Source organism: Mesorhizobium sp. WSM3862 (assembly GCF_002294985.1).
Lineage (GTDB): Bacteria > Pseudomonadota > Alphaproteobacteria > Rhizobiales > Rhizobiaceae > Mesorhizobium.
In genome coordinates this window covers 497,079-513,294 of sequence record NZ_NSGE01000002.1, presented here as the reverse complement: position 1 = coordinate 513,294, position 16,216 = coordinate 497,079, and the positions used below count along the sequence as shown (strand labels likewise).

12 protein-coding genes are annotated in these 16,216 nt (G+C 64.0%); 6 read left to right on the top strand and 6 right to left on the bottom strand.

All coding sequences use genetic code 11. From position 1 onward, the window contains the following. The first annotated feature begins 84 nt into the window (after positions 1–84). Positions 85–948, top strand: coding sequence for a FecR domain-containing protein (locus CK224_RS06750; RefSeq protein WP_095781210.1), 864 nt, complete (start codon positions 85–87; stop codon positions 946–948). 178 nt (positions 949–1,126) lie between these two features. Here the strand turns inward: CK224_RS06750 and CK224_RS06745 are convergent, their stop codons facing one another. The 3 genes from CK224_RS06745 to uxuA form a co-directional block, all read right to left on the bottom strand. Next, a complete protein-coding gene (locus CK224_RS06745) occupies positions 1,127–3,331 on the bottom strand; it encodes an adenylate/guanylate cyclase domain-containing protein (protein WP_095781209.1) in 2,205 nt (734 codons plus the stop codon). Between the two features lie 215 nt (positions 3,332–3,546). Further along, positions 3,547–4,791, bottom strand: coding sequence for an MFS transporter (locus tag CK224_RS06740; protein ID WP_095781208.1), 1,245 nt, complete (start codon positions 4,789–4,791; stop codon positions 3,547–3,549). A gap of 351 nt (positions 4,792–5,142) precedes the next feature. After that, positions 5,143–6,327 (bottom strand): mannonate dehydratase, encoded by a 1,185-nt coding sequence (uxuA, locus tag CK224_RS06730; RefSeq protein ID WP_095781207.1) that lies wholly within the window; start codon positions 6,325–6,327, stop codon positions 5,143–5,145. Positions 6,328–6,516: 189 nt separating this feature from the next. On the opposite strand from uxuA, the gene CK224_RS06725 reads away from it, so the two are divergent. From CK224_RS06725 to CK224_RS06710, 4 genes are all read left to right on the top strand, one after another. Continuing rightward, complete coding sequence (locus tag CK224_RS06725; protein WP_245425760.1) at positions 6,517–7,248, top strand: FadR/GntR family transcriptional regulator; 732 nt, start codon at positions 6,517–6,519, stop codon at positions 7,246–7,248. Between the two features lie 17 nt (positions 7,249–7,265). Next, positions 7,266–8,051, top strand: a complete 786-nt coding sequence (locus CK224_RS06720) for an SDR family oxidoreductase (RefSeq protein ID WP_095781205.1) — start codon at positions 7,266–7,268, stop codon at positions 8,049–8,051. Positions 8,052–8,722: 671 nt separating this feature from the next. Then, the gene (locus CK224_RS06715) at positions 8,723–9,403 is read left to right on the top strand and encodes a WecB/TagA/CpsF family glycosyltransferase (protein WP_245425805.1); all 681 of its coding nucleotides are present in this window, start codon (positions 8,723–8,725) and stop codon (positions 9,401–9,403) included. Next, positions 9,400–10,626 carry an NAD(P)/FAD-dependent oxidoreductase gene (locus CK224_RS06710; protein WP_095781204.1) on the top strand — a complete coding sequence of 409 codons (1,227 nt, stop codon included), beginning with the start codon at positions 9,400–9,402 and terminating at the stop codon, positions 10,624–10,626. The genes CK224_RS06715 and CK224_RS06710 overlap by 4 nt, the downstream gene beginning before the upstream one ends. A gap of 99 nt (positions 10,627–10,725) precedes the next feature. Here the strand turns inward: CK224_RS06710 and CK224_RS06705 are convergent, their stop codons facing one another. Continuing rightward, positions 10,726–11,883 (bottom strand): GNAT family N-acetyltransferase, encoded by a 1,158-nt coding sequence (locus tag CK224_RS06705; protein WP_095781203.1) that lies wholly within the window; start codon positions 11,881–11,883, stop codon positions 10,726–10,728. A 280-nt stretch (positions 11,884–12,163) separates the two neighbouring features. On the opposite strand from CK224_RS06705, the gene CK224_RS06700 reads away from it, so the two are divergent. After that, on the top strand, positions 12,164–13,639 hold the full coding sequence (locus CK224_RS06700; protein ID WP_095781202.1) for a hypothetical protein: 1,476 nt from the start codon (positions 12,164–12,166) through the stop codon (positions 13,637–13,639). Here CK224_RS06700 and CK224_RS06695 read toward each other — a convergent pair. Continuing rightward, positions 13,625–14,719, bottom strand: coding sequence for a glycosyltransferase family 4 protein (locus CK224_RS06695; RefSeq protein WP_095781201.1), 1,095 nt, complete (start codon positions 14,717–14,719; stop codon positions 13,625–13,627). The genes CK224_RS06700 and CK224_RS06695 overlap by 15 nt on opposite strands. Next, the gene (locus CK224_RS06690; RefSeq protein WP_245418647.1) at positions 14,716–16,128 is read right to left on the bottom strand and encodes a lipopolysaccharide biosynthesis protein; all 1,413 of its coding nucleotides are present in this window, start codon (positions 16,126–16,128) and stop codon (positions 14,716–14,718) included. Before CK224_RS06690 ends, CK224_RS06695 begins: the two co-directional genes overlap by 4 nt. Positions 16,129–16,216: the final 88 nt, after the last annotated feature.

Genomic DNA, 16,216 nt, shown 5'->3' with positions numbered 1-16,216 from the left:
CCATGTCCTACTCAAATTGAGGTATGACTCCGCGGGGACAGCCTTTCAAGCATGTGCTAATAAAGCCGTTTCGGGGAGGATGCCATGCCGTCCTTGAGGTGGGCTGCAGTTGTCGCGCTTGCCGCGAATCTCATCAATGCGACACCGACCATAGCCGCCGAAGCAGTGGGCCGGGCAGTCGTGATCAAGACTGCCGTTACCGGCGCAACCGGACCACTGGTGGTCAGCGCACCGGTTCATCGGGACGAACGTATCAGGACATCCAATACGGGACTTGGCCAATTCGTCTTCCGGGATGGCACCAAGCTGGCGGTGGGGTGGGGTTCTTCCGTCGTCCTCGACAAATACGTCTTCAACGATGATAATTCGGTGAAGAAGCTCACCATCCGCGCTGCCAAGGGAACGTTTCGCTGGATAAGCGGGAGCTCGCCTTCGTCCGCCTACCAGATTGTGACGCCCGCAGGCACAATAGGCGTGCGGGGAACAGCATTCGATGTCCACATCGCGCCCAACGGCAAAACCGCCGTCGTGCTGCTGAAGGGGTCGGCCCGATTCTGCAGCGGCGGCGGATGCAGGGAACTGAAGCGGCGCTGCGATTGTGTGGTCGCGACGCCGTCAGGCGCAATGACCGACGTTGTCAAGGTCAATCGATCTGTGCTCACCACACTCGGGACCTCGCGGGCATTGCCGTTTCTGACCGGCAATCAGCAGCTCTCGGGAGGCTTTGACGCAATCGGCGGAAATTGCGGGCTTACGGCTGCCATTCAGCAGGAGCATACGGCGCGGCCGCAGCGGCGCAACTCACCGGCACCACCCGGTCCGGGCACGCCCGATCCGCCGAGCCCGCCGCGGGGCGACATAGATGACGGCAACAACGGCCATGGAAATGATCCGGGCAAGCACGATCCCAGCAATCCCGGAAAATCCAAGGGTCCTGGCAAAAAGTAGCGGCAGGGGCGGTGGCCGGCAGCGGCAAGAGCAGCGGATAGCCGCTCTTTTTCTCGGCGCGTCCGTATCCGACTTCGCCAACCGGTCTGGGCCAACTCGCCCCTACGTCGGGGTGGACGAAATTATTGCCCTTGAACAGCGGCGAGTCGAGCGGTCGACCGCCCTGCATGAATGAAGGTCAGGAACCGGAGCCGAATTGTTGCTCCGCATAGCCGGCATTCGTTTCCATCGCCGCTCCCGCCCGTTTGCCAGCAAAATCGTCCGCTCTGCGCGAGATCCGGCCATAGAATTCCTGCAATCCTGCCGGTAGCCTCGCGCTTTTGGCTTTGGCCGCCGCGATCATCTTTCGGCTGCCTGGCAAGCGCGATTGCAACGCCTCGACGAGCTTGCCGTGGAGAAGCCGCAATTCCCCAAAATCCGGCGACGACCCAACGTTTTCATCGCCTACGACGGCATTGATTCTGGTCCTCGTGCTCTTTCCCTTGAGTTCCAGCGATCCCGCGTCGAGCAAAGCCCAGCCTTGCAGCGATCTTACTGTGTCGTCGGACGCGAGAATATCGAAACTCACCGTCTTGCACGTTGTCTCGATACGCGCTGCGATGTTCACCGCGTCGCCAACGGCCGAATAGTTGAAACGCGACTCCGCGCCCATATTGCCGACACAGGCGACGCCGGTATGAATTCCGATACCGATGCGAACCGTCTGCCCGGCCCCAAATCCGAATGCATCGCTTTCGTTGAGGCGGGCAATCGTCTCGCGCATCGCCAATGCCGCGCGAGCGGCTTTGCGAGGATGATCGGTGACGTCGACCGGGGCATTCCAAAAGGCCATGATCGAATCGCCGATGAACTTGTCGAGCGTGCCTTCATTGGCGGTGACATGACGGCTGAGCGCGTCGAGAAGCGTGTTCAAAAACCGCACGACGGCGGTGGGCGGCAGTCTTTCGCTGATCTCCGTGAAGTTTCGCACATCGACAAACATCACGGTCAGTTCTCGGTCGTCGCCGCCAAGACGAAGCGCGTCGCGCGTGTGCTCGATGCGGTAGAGAAGCGATGGCGACAAATACTGTCCGAAGGCCCGCCGGATCGCGCGCCGCTCCCGATCAGTCACCAGGAAGCGGAAAGAGGTTGTCGCGAAATGCGTGATCGTGCCCATGAGGATCGGCGCAAACGGGTCGAACAGCAGTCCCCCAAGCGAAAAGGCAAGCCATGATGCGACGAGCGCCAGGCCCGTGATAGCAAGCCCGCAGGCGAGCGCAATCGCGGGGCTTACGAAAATCGTCAGGATCACCAGAAGGCTGCCGAGCATCGCGATCGACGCGATTTCCAGCCCGTTTGCCCAATCGGGCCGAGACAGGTAGTGGCCGGACAGCACCTGTTCAACGATCTGCGCGTGGATCGAGACGCCCGGCACGTTCTCACCGAGCGCGGTGACACGAATGTCCTGCAGCCCGGCGGCCGAAGTGCCGACAAACACGATGCTGCCTTCGATCGCGGCCCTCGTTTCGGACGAGACGCCGCCGGGTGCAAGCACGTCCTTCGCCGAAACATAACGCTCGGCCCTGTCGGGGCTAACGTAGAGCCAGAGTTCGCCGGCCGAGGTCACCGGGACAACGAAGTCGCCGATCTTGACGGAGGTCATTATGCCCTGCCGATCCGGCGCGCCGGTAATGAGGTAGGTGGAGGCCCTCTGCGCTACTCTTATGGCTTCGAGGGCAAGATCCGGATAAAGCTGCTCGCCATCAGTCAGAAAGAGTGGGGCTGTCCTCACCACAGCGGTCGATCTGCCGGGATTGAGGCTGATGTGTCCGATGCCGGGTGAATTGGCCTCAAGCTGCGGCCGCAGCGGCGTGGCTGCCTTGATAGGCGGAGGAGCAGCGATCGGGCTCTCGCCCATAAAGGCAATGCCAGCCTTGATTTGCGGCCGATAGTTCCCTTCGTTGGAGATGCCGTAGCCCAGGATAACTGGCTTGCCGGCGATCGACCCGGCGAAGATCTCGTCATTGTCGGGCAGGCGGTCGAGCAGGGCCGGATCGATGCCCGGCACGTCGCGGAGGACAGTGCGAGGCGACAGACGGTCGGGCTCGGCGAAAAGAATGTCAAACGCGATGGCTGACGCACCAAGCTCCGTCAGCTTTTCGACCAGGGCCGCCATGCGATCCCTGGGCCACGGCCACTGCCCGAACTGCTGCAATGAGACCTCGTCGATGTCCACCACGCGGACGGGCATCGACTCGAAGCGGCGAGGTGCCAGCCTCTGATACTGGTCGAACGTCGCTTCGCGGGCGAGTCTCAACGGCTGCGGGTCGCTCGCCCGGACAATGGTAAGCGCTGCGACCAGCGACAGACCCAGGATGACGCCGGCCAACTGGGCGCGTGTCATGACATCTGCACCAGTAACTGTGCCGCGTATCCTGCCTGCATGGCCCCGCTCCGGGAGGCAGCTTTCGAGCCTCGAAGCTAGGCTGCATTGTTCCCGGCAAATGTGCAATCGCCAACCTTACGCCCAACGGAGCAGCGCGGGCCCAGCGCTGGCGATTTGCGTAGCGACGAGGTTCTCAATCGGCTCCAGCGCTAGACAGTCGAGGAGCAAGAGCGCTAGCGGAGGCCGCCGGCCATTTTCACGCTCTCCGGCAAGTTTCGCAACCACAGCATAGCGGCCGCCCCGAGAAGCGGGCCCGGCACCAGCAGCAGGAAGGCCCAGCGCCAGCCGCCGATGAAGTCGGCGAAGCGCGGCGTCAGCCAGATGGCGAGCACCGTCAGCGCAAAGCCGGCGCCAAGCTGCACCGACAGCGCCGTGCCGACGAAGCGGCGATCGCCGAGCTCGGTCACTGCGGCGGAGAATTGCGCCGAATCGCCGATCACCGAAATACCCCAGACGACGGCGACCAGCATGAAGAGCCAAAGCGGCCCGGCAAACAGGAAGCCCATCAGCAGCGCACAGCTTCCCGAGACGATCATCATGCCGGCGGTGGTCGCGGTTCTGCCGATGCGGTCCGACAGATAGCCGCCCAACAGGCAGCCAATGATGCCGGAGGCGACGACGAAGAAGGTCGAAAGCGAGGCGGAAGCGGCCGATCCGATCGCCTGCGCCTCGAATGCCGAGCGCGTATAGGCAAGCAGCCACGCCCACATGGCGTAGAGTTCCCACATATGGCCGAGATAGCCGAGATTGGCCAGGAGCAGCGGCCGCTCGCGAAACACCTGCCCGATGCGCGATGGCTCGAACACCGCCTTGCCGAAAGGATAGGGCCCCTCCCTTGCGAACAAGAGAAACAGCAGCGCGCCGATGGTCGTTGCTACACTGGCGGCCGCGACCACCGACCGCCAGTCGAGCGCGGTCAGGACAGCGCGAAAGAGATGCGGCAGCGCCGAGCCGATGGTGAGCGCGCCGATGACTGCGCCGAGCGCCAGCCCCCGGTCGCGCGTGAACCAGGTGGCGACCAGCTTCAGCGCCGGCGGATAGACGCCGGCAAGCGCTGCGCCGGTGACAATACGCGCGGCGATCACGCCGCCTGGCCCGGGATGAAGCAGCAGGCTCGCATTGGCGAGCGCGGCGACAAAAGCGGCGGCCGCCATCAGCCGGCTGAGCCGCACCAAATCGGGAAGGTTGACAAGGCTCGCACCCAGCGCACCGATCACGAAGCCGACCTGAACACCGTTGGTCAGCCAGGCCTCCCCGCCGGCGCCGAGCGCAAGCTCCTGCCTCAGTTCGGGCAGGATGGCGGTCGCCGAAAACCAGGTGGTCAGCGACAGAACGACCGCCAGGCAAAGCAGCGACAGCAGGCGCCAGCGGCCGCTGTCGGCGGCCATGCCAAGCGGGCTGCCGCTCACCGCGCTCATGCGCCTTGCAGCGGGACGGTCAACACGGTCGCCGCGCCGGTGGGACAAAGCTCCCCTGGCCGTTGCGTAGGCTGGTCTCGATCTTGCAGATCGGCTTGTCGGGGCGCAACTTCTTGACCTCCACGCGTCCGGTGATCGCCTCGTCAACGCCGACCACCTTGACGAACTTCCATGCGATTTCAAGAAAGACCGTCCCGGCCCCAGGCAAATCCTCCGCGACCAGGTATTGAGAGTACCAGAACTGACGCGGCCGTGGAGGATCAGCTTGCCGAACACCGATTGGTCGGTCGGCACGCGGTCATCATGCAGCGGATTTCGCTCGCCGGTAGCGTCGGTGGAAGGCTTCGATTCCTATGCCAGCCCGAACCGTTCGACGGCCCGCATGATGCCGCGCAGTTCGGCGAGGCCCTTCAGCCTGCCGATCAGCGAATAACCGGGATTGATCCTGGTCTTGCCGATGTCGTCGGCGAGCAGATGTCCGTGATCGGGCCGCATCGGAATGCGCCAGTCGGCGCGGCCTTCCTTCCGACGGCGCGCTTCCTCCTGCATCAGGGCGAGGATGACATGCGCCATGTCGGTGCCGCCCTCGAGATGCTCGGCCTCATAGAAGGAGCCGTCATCCTCGATGGTGACGTTGCGCAGATGGACGAAATGGATGCGGCCCGCGAACTCCTTGACCATGGCGACGATGTCGTTGTCGGCGCGCGTGCCGTAGGAGCCTGTGCAGAATGTCAGCCCGTTTGCCGGGCTGTCCACGGCATTGAGGATGAATCGCGCATCGTCAGCTGTCGAAACGATGCGCGGCAGGCCGTAGAGCGAGAAGGGCGGATCGTCGGGATGGATGCACATGCGCACCCCTTCCTGTTCGGCGACCGGAATAATCTCGCGCAGGAACCAGGCGAGATTGTCGCGCAATTCCCTTGGCCCAATTGAATCGTACTCAGCCAAGGCCTCGCGAAAAGTGTCCCGGTTGTAGCTGCGCTCGGTGGCGGGCAGTCCGGCGATAAGGTTACGCTCGATCCGGTCGATTTTCTCGTCGCTGAGCTCTTTCAATCGCGCTTCCGCTTCGGCGATGCGGGCGGCGATGTAGCCGGCCTCGGCATTCCGGCGCTTCAGCACGAACAGGTCGTAGGCCGCGAAATCGATCGCGTCGAAACGCAATGCATAACCCGTCGTCGGAAGGCGATACGCCAGATCGGTGCGGGTCCAGTCGACCACCGGCATGAAATTGTAGCAGATCGTCGCGATGCCGGCCTTCGCCAGCACTCGGATGGTATCCTTGTAAAAGCCGACATAGCGCAGCCGTTCCGGCGAGCCGATCTTGATCGAGTTGTGGACGGGGATGCTCTCGACGACCGACCAGGTCAGCCCCGCCGCCTCGATGATCCGCTTGCGCTCCAGGATGTTTTCCAGCGGCCAGGCGCGCCCGTCATAGATGTCGTGCAGCGCCGAGACGACGCCCGTCGCCCCGGCCTGCTTGACGTGATCCAGCGTCACCGGATCGTCCGGGCCATACCAACGCCAGCACTGCTCCATTTTCTGCCTTCCTTTGAGAGGGAGCGGCAAGTTATTGTTGGACCACGATGAGAGTCAATCGACAATTTCGGCTTTCTCGGACGCCTGACGGACGACAAGTAGCGTGCTAAACCGATCGAGACGGCATCCAACTCGATTGTTTTCCCGTAATCTTTCGATATTCTGGTCCAACAATTTGGGAGGTCGTCATTGGAAAATTCTCAGGCCGTGCGCGACAGCGTCGCCCGCCGCCACCCCGGTGGCAGCTCGGCGGTCGATGCCGCGGCCGGGCGGATCCTCGATCTCATCCGCTCGCGGCAGCTGAATGTCGGCGACGTGCTGCCGACAGAGCGCGAGCTCAGCGAGATCACCGGCGCCAGTCGCAACACCGTGCGCGAGGCTTTGCGCGCCATCCGGACCTACGGGCTGATCGAACCGAAACCCCGCGTCGGCGCGGTGCTCGCCGACGGGCATAGCATCGCCATCCAGAATTTCTTTGCCGCGCATATGGATGTCTCGCGCTCCTCCTTCGCCGACATTCAGGGCTTCAGGCGCATCATCGAAGTCGGCATCGGTGACCACATCGTGCTCAACGCCACCAACGAGCAGATCGAAGCGCTCGACGCGGTCAACGCGCGGATCGTCGAGAGCCGCTCGATCCAGGAGGCCGCCGAGAGTGATTTCGACTTCCACATGGCGTTGATCGGGCTGGCGAACAACCGCATGCTGTCGGACATGTATTCCTTCCTTTCCCCGGTGATCCTGCGGATCATGACCATCGGCAAGGAGATGCGCCCGGTCCTGGCCGACACCCGCGCCGCGCATGGCGAGATCGTCGCCGCCCTCCGCGCGCGCGACAGGGTGGCCTACGCCTACCTGATGAGCCGCCATCTCGATTTCGCCCTGCGATTCCTGCCGGAAGAGCCGGCGTCGGACACGTGACTGAAGGAGTTCCCGCAATGAAGGATTTTGTTGGCAAGGTCGCCCTGGTGACGGGGACGACGGGAATCGGTCTGGCAACCGCCAGGCGCCTCACCGCAGGGGGTGCTGCGATCATCGCCTGCGGCATCGACCGCTCGGCCAATGCGGCAATGAGAGCGGAGCTCGAAAATTCCGAAGCCGGCGCGCTGGTCGTCGACACCGACGTCTCCGTGGCGGACCAGGTCCGCGATGCCGTCGCTGCCGGGGTCGCACGGTTCTGCGGCCTCGACGTGATCGTCAATTCGGCGGCCGTCCATCCCTACGGAACCGCGACCACGACCGACTGGGAAACATGGAACAAGACCATGACGGTCAATGTCGGCTCGATCTACCTGACGGCGCATTTCGGCATCCCCGAAATGATCCGCCGCGGTGGCGGCGCCATCGTCAATGTCGCCTCGGTGCAGGGTTTCGCCTGCCAGCAGAACGTCGCCGCCTATGCCACGACCAAGGGCGCCATCCACACGCTGACGCGTTCGCTGGCGCTCGATTACGCGGCGGCCGGCATCCGGGTCAATTCGGTCAGCCCAGGCTCGATCCGCACACCGATCCTGGAGAAGGCCGCGCGTGGCGAAACCGGCAGCGATGCCGATGTCGAGGAAGCGTACAGGCGCTTCGGTGCGGCGCATCCGCTTGGCCGCATCGGCGAACCGGAAGAAGTGGCCGAACTCATCGCCTTTCTGTGCTCCTCCAGAGCGAGCTTCTGCACCGGCGCGGATTACAAGATAGACGGCGGCCTGACCGCCGGCATCGGTGTGAAATAGAGCCATGAAGATCGGTCTTGGCCTTTGCCGGAGTAGCTGACGCCGGACGATTTCGCTTTGCCCGTCTGGCGGGCGCCATGCATGTCGCTGCCCGCCTCACCAACTGATTTTCGTGGCCCCGACGATCACCCAGGATAGATCAGGAGCTCGTTGGCATTGCAATGTGGTCGCACCAGCGGCGATCGCATCGCATTCGTGTTGAAAACGCAGCTTCAAAATCACCCAAAAAGCAAGTGAAGTCGAGGTCAAAAGGTTAAACTGATTTATATTTCGATTCAAATTGTCCATATTAACTAACTATTAACATGTCGCTTAACTTTTTGATTTTTTTACGTATGGTGCCATGAAGGAGGTAGTTTGAACTACCGGAGAGTGGGGCGACTTCTCCTATGCGAAAAGTTTTAGAAACTTCAAAAAGAGATTTTGAACAACACAGCGTTACGACCGGCGGATCGGATCCGCTCCACTCCAGCCAACATCTGACGTCCGCGAACCATGAGACCTCTCGTTTTCCCCGGTTGCAGCACCAGACTTCGACCGGACGTCCAAGCGTGACCGCCGTGGCAGCGCTGGAAGCAGCCCCTTCCCGGCAGGACCTGCCTGCATTGCCGACGGTGCAGCTTGGCGGGCTGCCTGTCACCGTGATCGACCGGCAGGGCGCCGCCCGCCTGATGCTCGCGGCGGCGCGGCAGCATCGCCATGGCAGCCGTCCCTACTACTTCACCTCCGCCAACGGCGACGTCATCGCCCAGGCTCGCGCGAAATCGGAGATCGCCGCCCTCTTCCGGGAAGCCGATCAGATCTTCGCCGACGGCCAGCCGCTTGTTCTCGCCTCGCGCCTATTGTGCCGCACGCGGTTGCCGGAACGGGTGGCCACCACCGATCTGTTCCACGATGTGGCAAAGCTCGCCGAGAACGAGGCCGCGACCTTCTACCTGCTTGGATCGACTGAAGCCGGGAACGCCAAGGCCGTGGCCGCCATCAAAGCCAGCTATCCGCGCCTGCGCATCGTCGGCCACAGCCATGGCTACCTCACCGGCGAAGCGCTCGAGAAAAAGCTCGAAGAGATCGACGCGCTTGCACCGGACATTTTGTGGCTCGGCCTCGGCGTGCCGCGCGAGCAGATCTTTGTCCGCGATTTTGGCTCGCGGCTCTCGAATGTCGGTGTGATCAAGACTTCCGGAGGGCTGTTCGACCATATTGCCGGCAAGGTCCGGCGCGCCCCCCTCTGGGTCCAGAAGGCGGGTTTCGAATGGCTGTGGCGCATGTTGATGGAGCCGCGCCGGCTGTTCTGGCGCTACTTCACCACCAATCCGCGTGCCCTTTATGCCCTGTTGAGGTATTCCCAATGACAGCCGAACATTCGCTTCGTCCGCTGCCGGAGGGAACCGACACGGAGATCGCTGTCGTCGGCGGCGGGCTCTCCGGGACACTTGCCGCGACTCTCCTCGGCCGGTCGGGCTACCGTGTCACATTGATCGACCGCCATCCCGTCTTTCCGCGCGAGTTCCGTGTCGAGAAGATCGCCGGCGACCAGATCGACAAGCTGCGCCGGATCGGCCTCCTCGACAGTCTTTCCACGGCGGCCGCGGCATTCGACGAGATCGTCAACGTGCGCAAGGGGCGAGTGCTCGACCGCACGCGAGCCCGCCATTACGGCATCTTTTACGACGACCTCGTCGCGGCGATGCGGGCCGAACTGCCCAAGACCGTTCGCTTCGTCGCCGGCAGGGTGAGCGCTGTGGAGGCCGGGCCGGAGCGGCAGCGTGTGTCGATCATCGGGCAGCCGGATGTGACGGCTCGCCTGCTTGTGCTCGCCACCGGCATGGGCGACATCCTGCGCCGCGACGTCGGCATCGAGCGCCGGTTCGTCCACCAGCGCCAATCGCTGACTTTCGGTTTTAATGTCCGGCCGGCGGGAGCAAGCGCGTTCAAGCATCCGGCACTGACCTATTACGGCGAACGCGTTTCGGACGGCATCGATTACCTGAACTTCTTCCCGGCCGGCGGCGTCACCCGCGCCAACCTCTTTGTTTTCCGGGAGCATACCGACCCGTGGGTCAAGGCGCTGCGCGACCGCCCGCGCGAAACGCTCATCGAAACGCTTCCGGGACTCCTCAGGACCTTTGGCGATTTCGAGGTCATCGACCGCGTTTCGAGCTGGCTCACCGACATCACCGTCGCCGAAAATTGCAAGCGCGACGGCGTCGTCCTGATCGGAGACGCCTATCAGACATCCTGTCCGGCCGCCGGAACAGGCGTCAGCCGCCTCCTCACCGATGTGGAGCGCCTGTGCATGGTGCACGTGCCGCAGTGGATGGCCTCGCCCGGCATGGCGGCGGCGAAGATCGCCACCTTCTATGATGATCCCACGAAGCAGGCGATGGATGAACGGGGGCTCGAGTTGGCGAATTTCCGCCGCAGCCTGACCATCGACACGGACCTGCGCTGGCGCGCGCGCCGGCAGGTTCATTTCAGCCGTCGCCGCATCCTGCACGAGATCGACAAGTTCAGCCCGAGCTTTGCCGCGCGGCTGCGCGGTCTCAGGCGGCCGCAAGTGGAAGCCGTGACCTGATTGCGGGTCAGCCGGCGCATTTCGTTCAAAGTACGCTTCGGCATAGGTGTGCGCGACCGCCTGAAGCTAGCGTAAGGCGTCCGACCCGACCCGTTTCGACTAGGACGACTCGGCGGCCTCATCGGCACCCGGCGGCACGATGACAGCCGAAGGCTTGGCCTTCTTGACATGCGCGGCCTCCAGGATATGCCGCGCCAGCGCCTTGGCCGCCGGCAATTTCTGCACCGTCAGATGCGCCGCATAGCCGAGCGGACTCCCTGCGCGGTAGATTTGCCACATCGGTGAAGGCCGGCCGCCGAAGACGCGCTTGTAGGGCTCGTCGCCGATGGTGAAATCGAGGTGTTGATCGCCGCGCTCGATGCAATCGCGGGCGATCTGCTCGAACATCAGGCTGCCGATCGACTGCTTCCGGTAGCCGGTCTCGTCGAAACCGCCGAGGATGACCAGAAGCGAGCCGCGGTGCTCGAGCCCGAGCGCGCCGGCGATCGGCTGACCGTTCATCCAGAATGCATAGGTGCGGGCGAAGCCGCCGCATCCTTCATTGGCCACGGCCAGGTAGAAATCGAAATAGGAAGGCAGCTGCAAAAGGTCGGCGGGACCGTTGCTGCCGTCGAAGCGTTTGCCGCGATAGAGCTTGAGGGCATCGAATGTCGTGCGGACCGCGGCCGGGCCGTCAACGCATTCGAAGCGCGCCTCCCCGATGCGGTTGAGCTGCCGGGATTTCTTGTCCAGCTCCTTGCGATAGGACCGGTCCAGCCGCTGCTCGCGCCAGCCGGCGAATGTCGGCTCCAGCTTGCTGGAATAGGCGCTCATGCCCATGCTGTCGCGCTTGTCGACGCCAAGCAGGCGCTCCATCGCCAGGGAGCGGTCCGCCAACTTGCCGATGCGCAGGAGATCGTATGGCCGCAGATGCTTGCGGATGGCGGCGACGGTGCGGGCGTCGGCAAGAATGCGGGAGAAGGTCTCCTCGTCGGCCACGGGCGAGACATAGTCCGAAACCCGCATATCCGCGAATTCCACGACCTTCAGCAGCGTGTAGCGGCGCCTCACCAGCGGCAGGACCATCGCGAGCCTTCCGCTCGCACGCACGCGGACGACGATGATCAGTGGCGTGGCGGCGCCTTGCCGCACGAGCCTCTCATAAAGTTGCGCGAGCCAAATCGGATGCTGAAAAGCGGTTGCCGCCGAGCTGGCGAAGAGCTCGGCGTACTCCGTCGAACGAAAATCGAACGCATCCTCGGCAGTGACTTCAAACATGTGATCCGAACCGGCAGGGACAGCGGCTATCCACGACTTCTTACGTTCCAGGTCAAGACCGGTCGCCGCGATTGTTGGAATCTTGGTATATGCCGAAACCGCTAATCTTGCGTTGCGTGGCAGGCCGGGCGGACGACCACAACCGCTTCGGGATCGCAAGTCGAAAATCATGCCGGAAAAGTAGAAATCCGGTTTTGCGTGTAACGCCGATGTAAGTATTTTCGGCCAGTCTCTCGTTCCTCATTGTTGGAAATCCGAGCAGGACATAGCCGCCCAAGACATGCTGGCGATCGAGGTCATCGTTCCGCAATCGGCGCCCCGCCATTGGCAGCAGCTCGCCATAGAGCGGCTGGAGGCGGACGGCCACGATGTCACGGTGGCGCATCAGCCCGGGCCGTCGACCTGGCCGGCCGCGGCAAAAGCCGCCTTCCAGTTCGAGCAACGTCTTTTCCGCCGGCGCGGACCCCTTCTCGGCTCCGCGGTGCAAGCAATCCCGGCACGGCCCGGCAATCGCCCCGCCGCGCTGAGGCTCGATCTTGCCGGCGATGCGGCCTTGTCGAATGTTCCCACCATCGGCCTTCGCTTCGACGGATCCAGCGCCGATCTCTCGGCTGCAATTGCCGTCGCGGCCGGCAGGCTCCCGGTGATCGAGGCCGTGCTCGACAGGAAGACGGTGGTCGGCCAAGCGCGGCCCATGGTCGACAAGCGGGAATCCAGCGCACTCGGCACCGAGGACGTGTTCGCCCGCGCCATCACTCTGGTTCAGTCGGTCACCCGCGCGTTCGCGGCCGACCGGCTGCCACGAGAGGCAATTGCTGAAATCCATGGTCGTGGCGAGCGAGGCGGGTTCACATCCGCCTATTTCGGCTCGGCGCTGCCGCGGCTCGGCCGGGAAGCGCTTCGGCGCGCGCGCTTCCGCCACGCGCATTGGCGTGTCGGCTATCGCTTCACCGATGCCCTGGGCGTCGCCGATACCGGCAAGCTCGGCACCGGCTGGTCGGTGCTGCCGGACCCGGGCGATCATTTCTATGCCGACCCGTTCCCCTTCTGGTGGCAGGGTCAGCCCTTCGTGTTCGTCGAGGACTATCCGCACGCGACCGGAAAGGCGGTCATTTCCGTTGTTCCGTTTGATGCGGATGGCGTTCCAGTTGAGCCTCGGGTCGTGCTGGAGGAGGCTCACCACCTCTCCTACCCGCAGGTATTCGAGCGCGACGGCGCGATCTGGATGCTGCCGGAGGCGAGCGCCGGCGGCAAGCTCACGCTCTACCGCGCGTCGGGCTTCCCGGACAGCTGGCTTGCCGAGACCGTGCTGGTCGAAGGCGAGATTTCCGATGCCACCTTGTTCGAGCATGAAGGCATGCTCTGGCTGTTCGCCACGGATCGTGACGGCCATGGAAGCACTTCCGACACGCTGGTGATTTTCTCCGCCCCCGCGCTTGCCGGTCCGTGGCGGCCGCATCCGGCGAACCCGATCCTGATCGACCACCGCATGGCCCGCCCCGGCGGAGCCTTCGTCCGCAACCGCGACGGCCGCGTGCTTCTTCCGGTTCAGGACGGAACGCTGGGCTATGGCGGCGGGCTGGGCCTGTCGAAGCTGCTGGAACTCAACCAGCAGACGGTGCGGCTGTCGCCGCCGCGGCCGATCGATGCGGCTGGCGACTTTCCTTATCCGAAAATCCACACACTCAATCGGGCCGGGCGCCTGGAAGTGATCGACGGGATCGCCGCCGTGCGCAAGCGGTCAGGCAAGCAGTAGCGCCTCGTAGCCCGCGCACATCCTGGCCGGCGAATACTTGTCCCGCAGCCGCCGTCCCGCGTCTGAAAGCCTGGCCTTGGCTTCCGGCCGCGCAAACAGATCGCCAAGGCCCCTGGCCATGCCGGCAGCGTCGGCCTCGACGAACAGTGCGGCGGGAGAGCCGTCCTCCGCGGTCAGCACCTCGCGCAAGACGTCGAGGTTGCTCGCCACGACCGGCAGCCCGGAAATGGCGGCTTCGACGCAGGCGAGGCCGAAGGTCTCCGTCATCGAGGCAAACGCATAGGCATCGCCAGCCGCGAGGAATTCGAAGATGCGCGCCGGCGGAACCTCGCCCACGAGATGCAGGCGGTCGGCAACGCCGCGGCTTTCGGCAAAGGCGACGAGCGCCTCGCGCTCCGGCCCCGCGCCTGCCAGCGCGACATGGACGTCGGGCAGTCGATCGAGCGCGCCGACAAGCGCGATCTGGTTCTTCATCCGCGTCAGGCGGCCCGATGATACGGCCAGCCAAACGTCCTGCGGTAAGCCGAAGGCGGCGCGCGCCGCTGCCTTGTCGAATTCCTCGCCCGACGCGGGTACGCCGTGATCGATGCGACGCATGCGCCGCCGATAGGAGCGCGGATAGCGATCGAACTGCGCTTGCGTCCAGCCGGAATTGACGACATTCGCCTGGTAAAGGCCGACCGTGCCCATCAGCTTGTCGATCTGGGAGAGCAGCCCCATGACGCCGATGCTTTGCGGGGCGCCGCTTTGGTTTGCGACGATGTGCCTGACGCCGGCCAGCCGGGCGCCGAGCGTGCCGAAGATGTTGCCATAGTGTTGGTAAGTGATGACTGCGTCGGGGCGTGCCGCGCGCAGATATCGCGCCAAGCCGACGGTCGCCCGGATCTGCCCGGGCAATCCGCGCGGTCTATCCGTCAGGACGAAATCCACATTGGGATCGCGGTCGTAGGCTTCGGTCTTGCGGTACATGAAGACGGTGCGCACCTCGTGCCCCCGCACCCGCAATCCCTCGCCCACCATGTCGGAGATGCGCTGCGCCCCCGCAGCCTCCGCCTGGGTCTGCACTTGGACGATCTTCACGTGCGCCCTTTCAGGAGGGCATGAGGCACCAGCCCGATCCTGTCCAGGGACAAGCCGAGGATCGACGGGTTGATGCCGATTCTGCGCCGGGCGATCAATACCCCGAAAGCCGTCCATGCGATGACGGTTCCGGCAATGCTGAGGGCCGCTCCTATGGACCCGAGGTAGTAAGTTGCCACGGCCGTCACGCAAAGTCCGACAACGTTGACGATGACCAGCACCTTGAAGAGCGCATGCTGCAGACCCGTCAACTGCAACAGGACTTCGATCGGGCCGCAAGCGGTGCCGAACGTCGCCCCGATGCCGAAGATGACCAGCGTCGCCCTCATGGTCGGCGTCGCATAGGCCGGATTGAAGATGGACAGGATGAAGTCGCCGAATATCCAGAAGGACGCCAGCACGCACAGCGCAATGGCCGAGCCGCCAAGCGCGGCGAGGCTGGTGATGCGTTGAACGTGAGCCCTGTCGCCGCTGTAGAAGGCCGCCGATATCTGCGGCGCCAGCGCTTGGTTGATGCCGTTGAGGGCAAGGGTCACGAAGCGCGTGGTCCGGTCCGCCACGAAGATCGCGCCTGCCGCCTCTGGCCCGAGGATCATCGCCACGAGCAGGGTGCTGACCTGGCCGAGCGCGGGCGGCAGCGAGGTGACGCCCCACAGGCCAAGCGTCACCGTCTTGAATTCCTGCTTTTGCCCTTCCGTGAGACCACCGCGATCTGCCCGCGCCGTGTCGCGCAACAGCACAATTGTTTGCGGGACGACCGAGAGGATGAGCAGCAGCGCCGTCAGATATGTCGCCGCGATCGCATCGATCTTCACTTGCATGAAGTGCAGCGCCGCAACGGCGGCGATTGTCGCCGCGCGCCAAATGATGTCCCGCGGCAGCAGGCCCGATATCAGCGCGTTCTTGGCCCGGAAGGCGCCCGAGGTAAACTCCGACCAGCCGAGCGAGAACGACAGCACCGCCGCCGCCACGCATAGCGGCAGCCATTCCGGCGTTCCCCTGCCGACGAAGGGCAGGAATCCCACCACGATGATGAGCAGGCTGGTGCCGACAAGCCCGGCCAGCGCCACGAGAATGGCACGCGCCATCAGCCCGTGAGCCGAGCCGAGATCGCCCAGCCCGGCATATTGAGGCCAGAACCTGAGCACGGTGCTCTGCTGGCCCACCGAAGCGAAGAAGGAAACCAGGCTCGCGCCGGCATAGGTAGCGCTGTAAAGGCCGAACTCGCGTTCGTTCGTCACCATCGCCACGGCCACGAACATCAGGAAGGACAGGCCCGCGCTGGCAAGCTTGATGATGCCGGCCACGGCGCCGCTCTTGGCAAGCGCCGTGACCGACATGCGTATGTCGGTCGCCGGGCTGGCCCCTGCCCCGGGGGCGGCCTCGCGGTTCCCTTTAGTGTCCTTCAACCTCGCCTCCTGAGACGATCGGCGATGGGCTACCCGCACCTACGACGACGCTCAAAACCCGATCCTGCATAAGCAAAATGCCGCAACC

Coding starts and splice junctions, on each gene's coding strand:
- CK224_RS06740 (WP_095781208.1), bottom strand. CDS start 4,791: ATGAGCGCGGTGAGCGGCAGCCCGCTTGGCATGGCCGCCGACAGCGGC.
- CK224_RS06745 (WP_095781209.1), bottom strand. CDS start 3,331: ATGACACGCGCCCAGTTGGCCGGCGTCATCCTGGGTCTGTCGCTGGTC.
- CK224_RS06705 (WP_095781203.1), bottom strand. CDS start 11,883: ATGTTTGAAGTCACTGCCGAGGATGCGTTCGATTTTCGTTCGACGGAG.
- CK224_RS06720 (WP_095781205.1), top strand. CDS start 7,266: ATGAAGGATTTTGTTGGCAAGGTCGCCCTGGTGACGGGGACGACGGGA.
- CK224_RS06700 (WP_095781202.1), top strand. CDS start 12,164: ATGCTGGCGATCGAGGTCATCGTTCCGCAATCGGCGCCCCGCCATTGG.
- CK224_RS06750 (WP_095781210.1), top strand. CDS start 85: ATGCCGTCCTTGAGGTGGGCTGCAGTTGTCGCGCTTGCCGCGAATCTC.
- CK224_RS06715 (WP_245425805.1), top strand. CDS start 8,723: ATGCTCGCGGCGGCGCGGCAGCATCGCCATGGCAGCCGTCCCTACTAC.
- uxuA (WP_095781207.1), bottom strand. CDS start 6,327: ATGGAGCAGTGCTGGCGTTGGTATGGCCCGGACGATCCGGTGACGCTG.
- CK224_RS06710 (WP_095781204.1), top strand. CDS start 9,400: ATGACAGCCGAACATTCGCTTCGTCCGCTGCCGGAGGGAACCGACACG.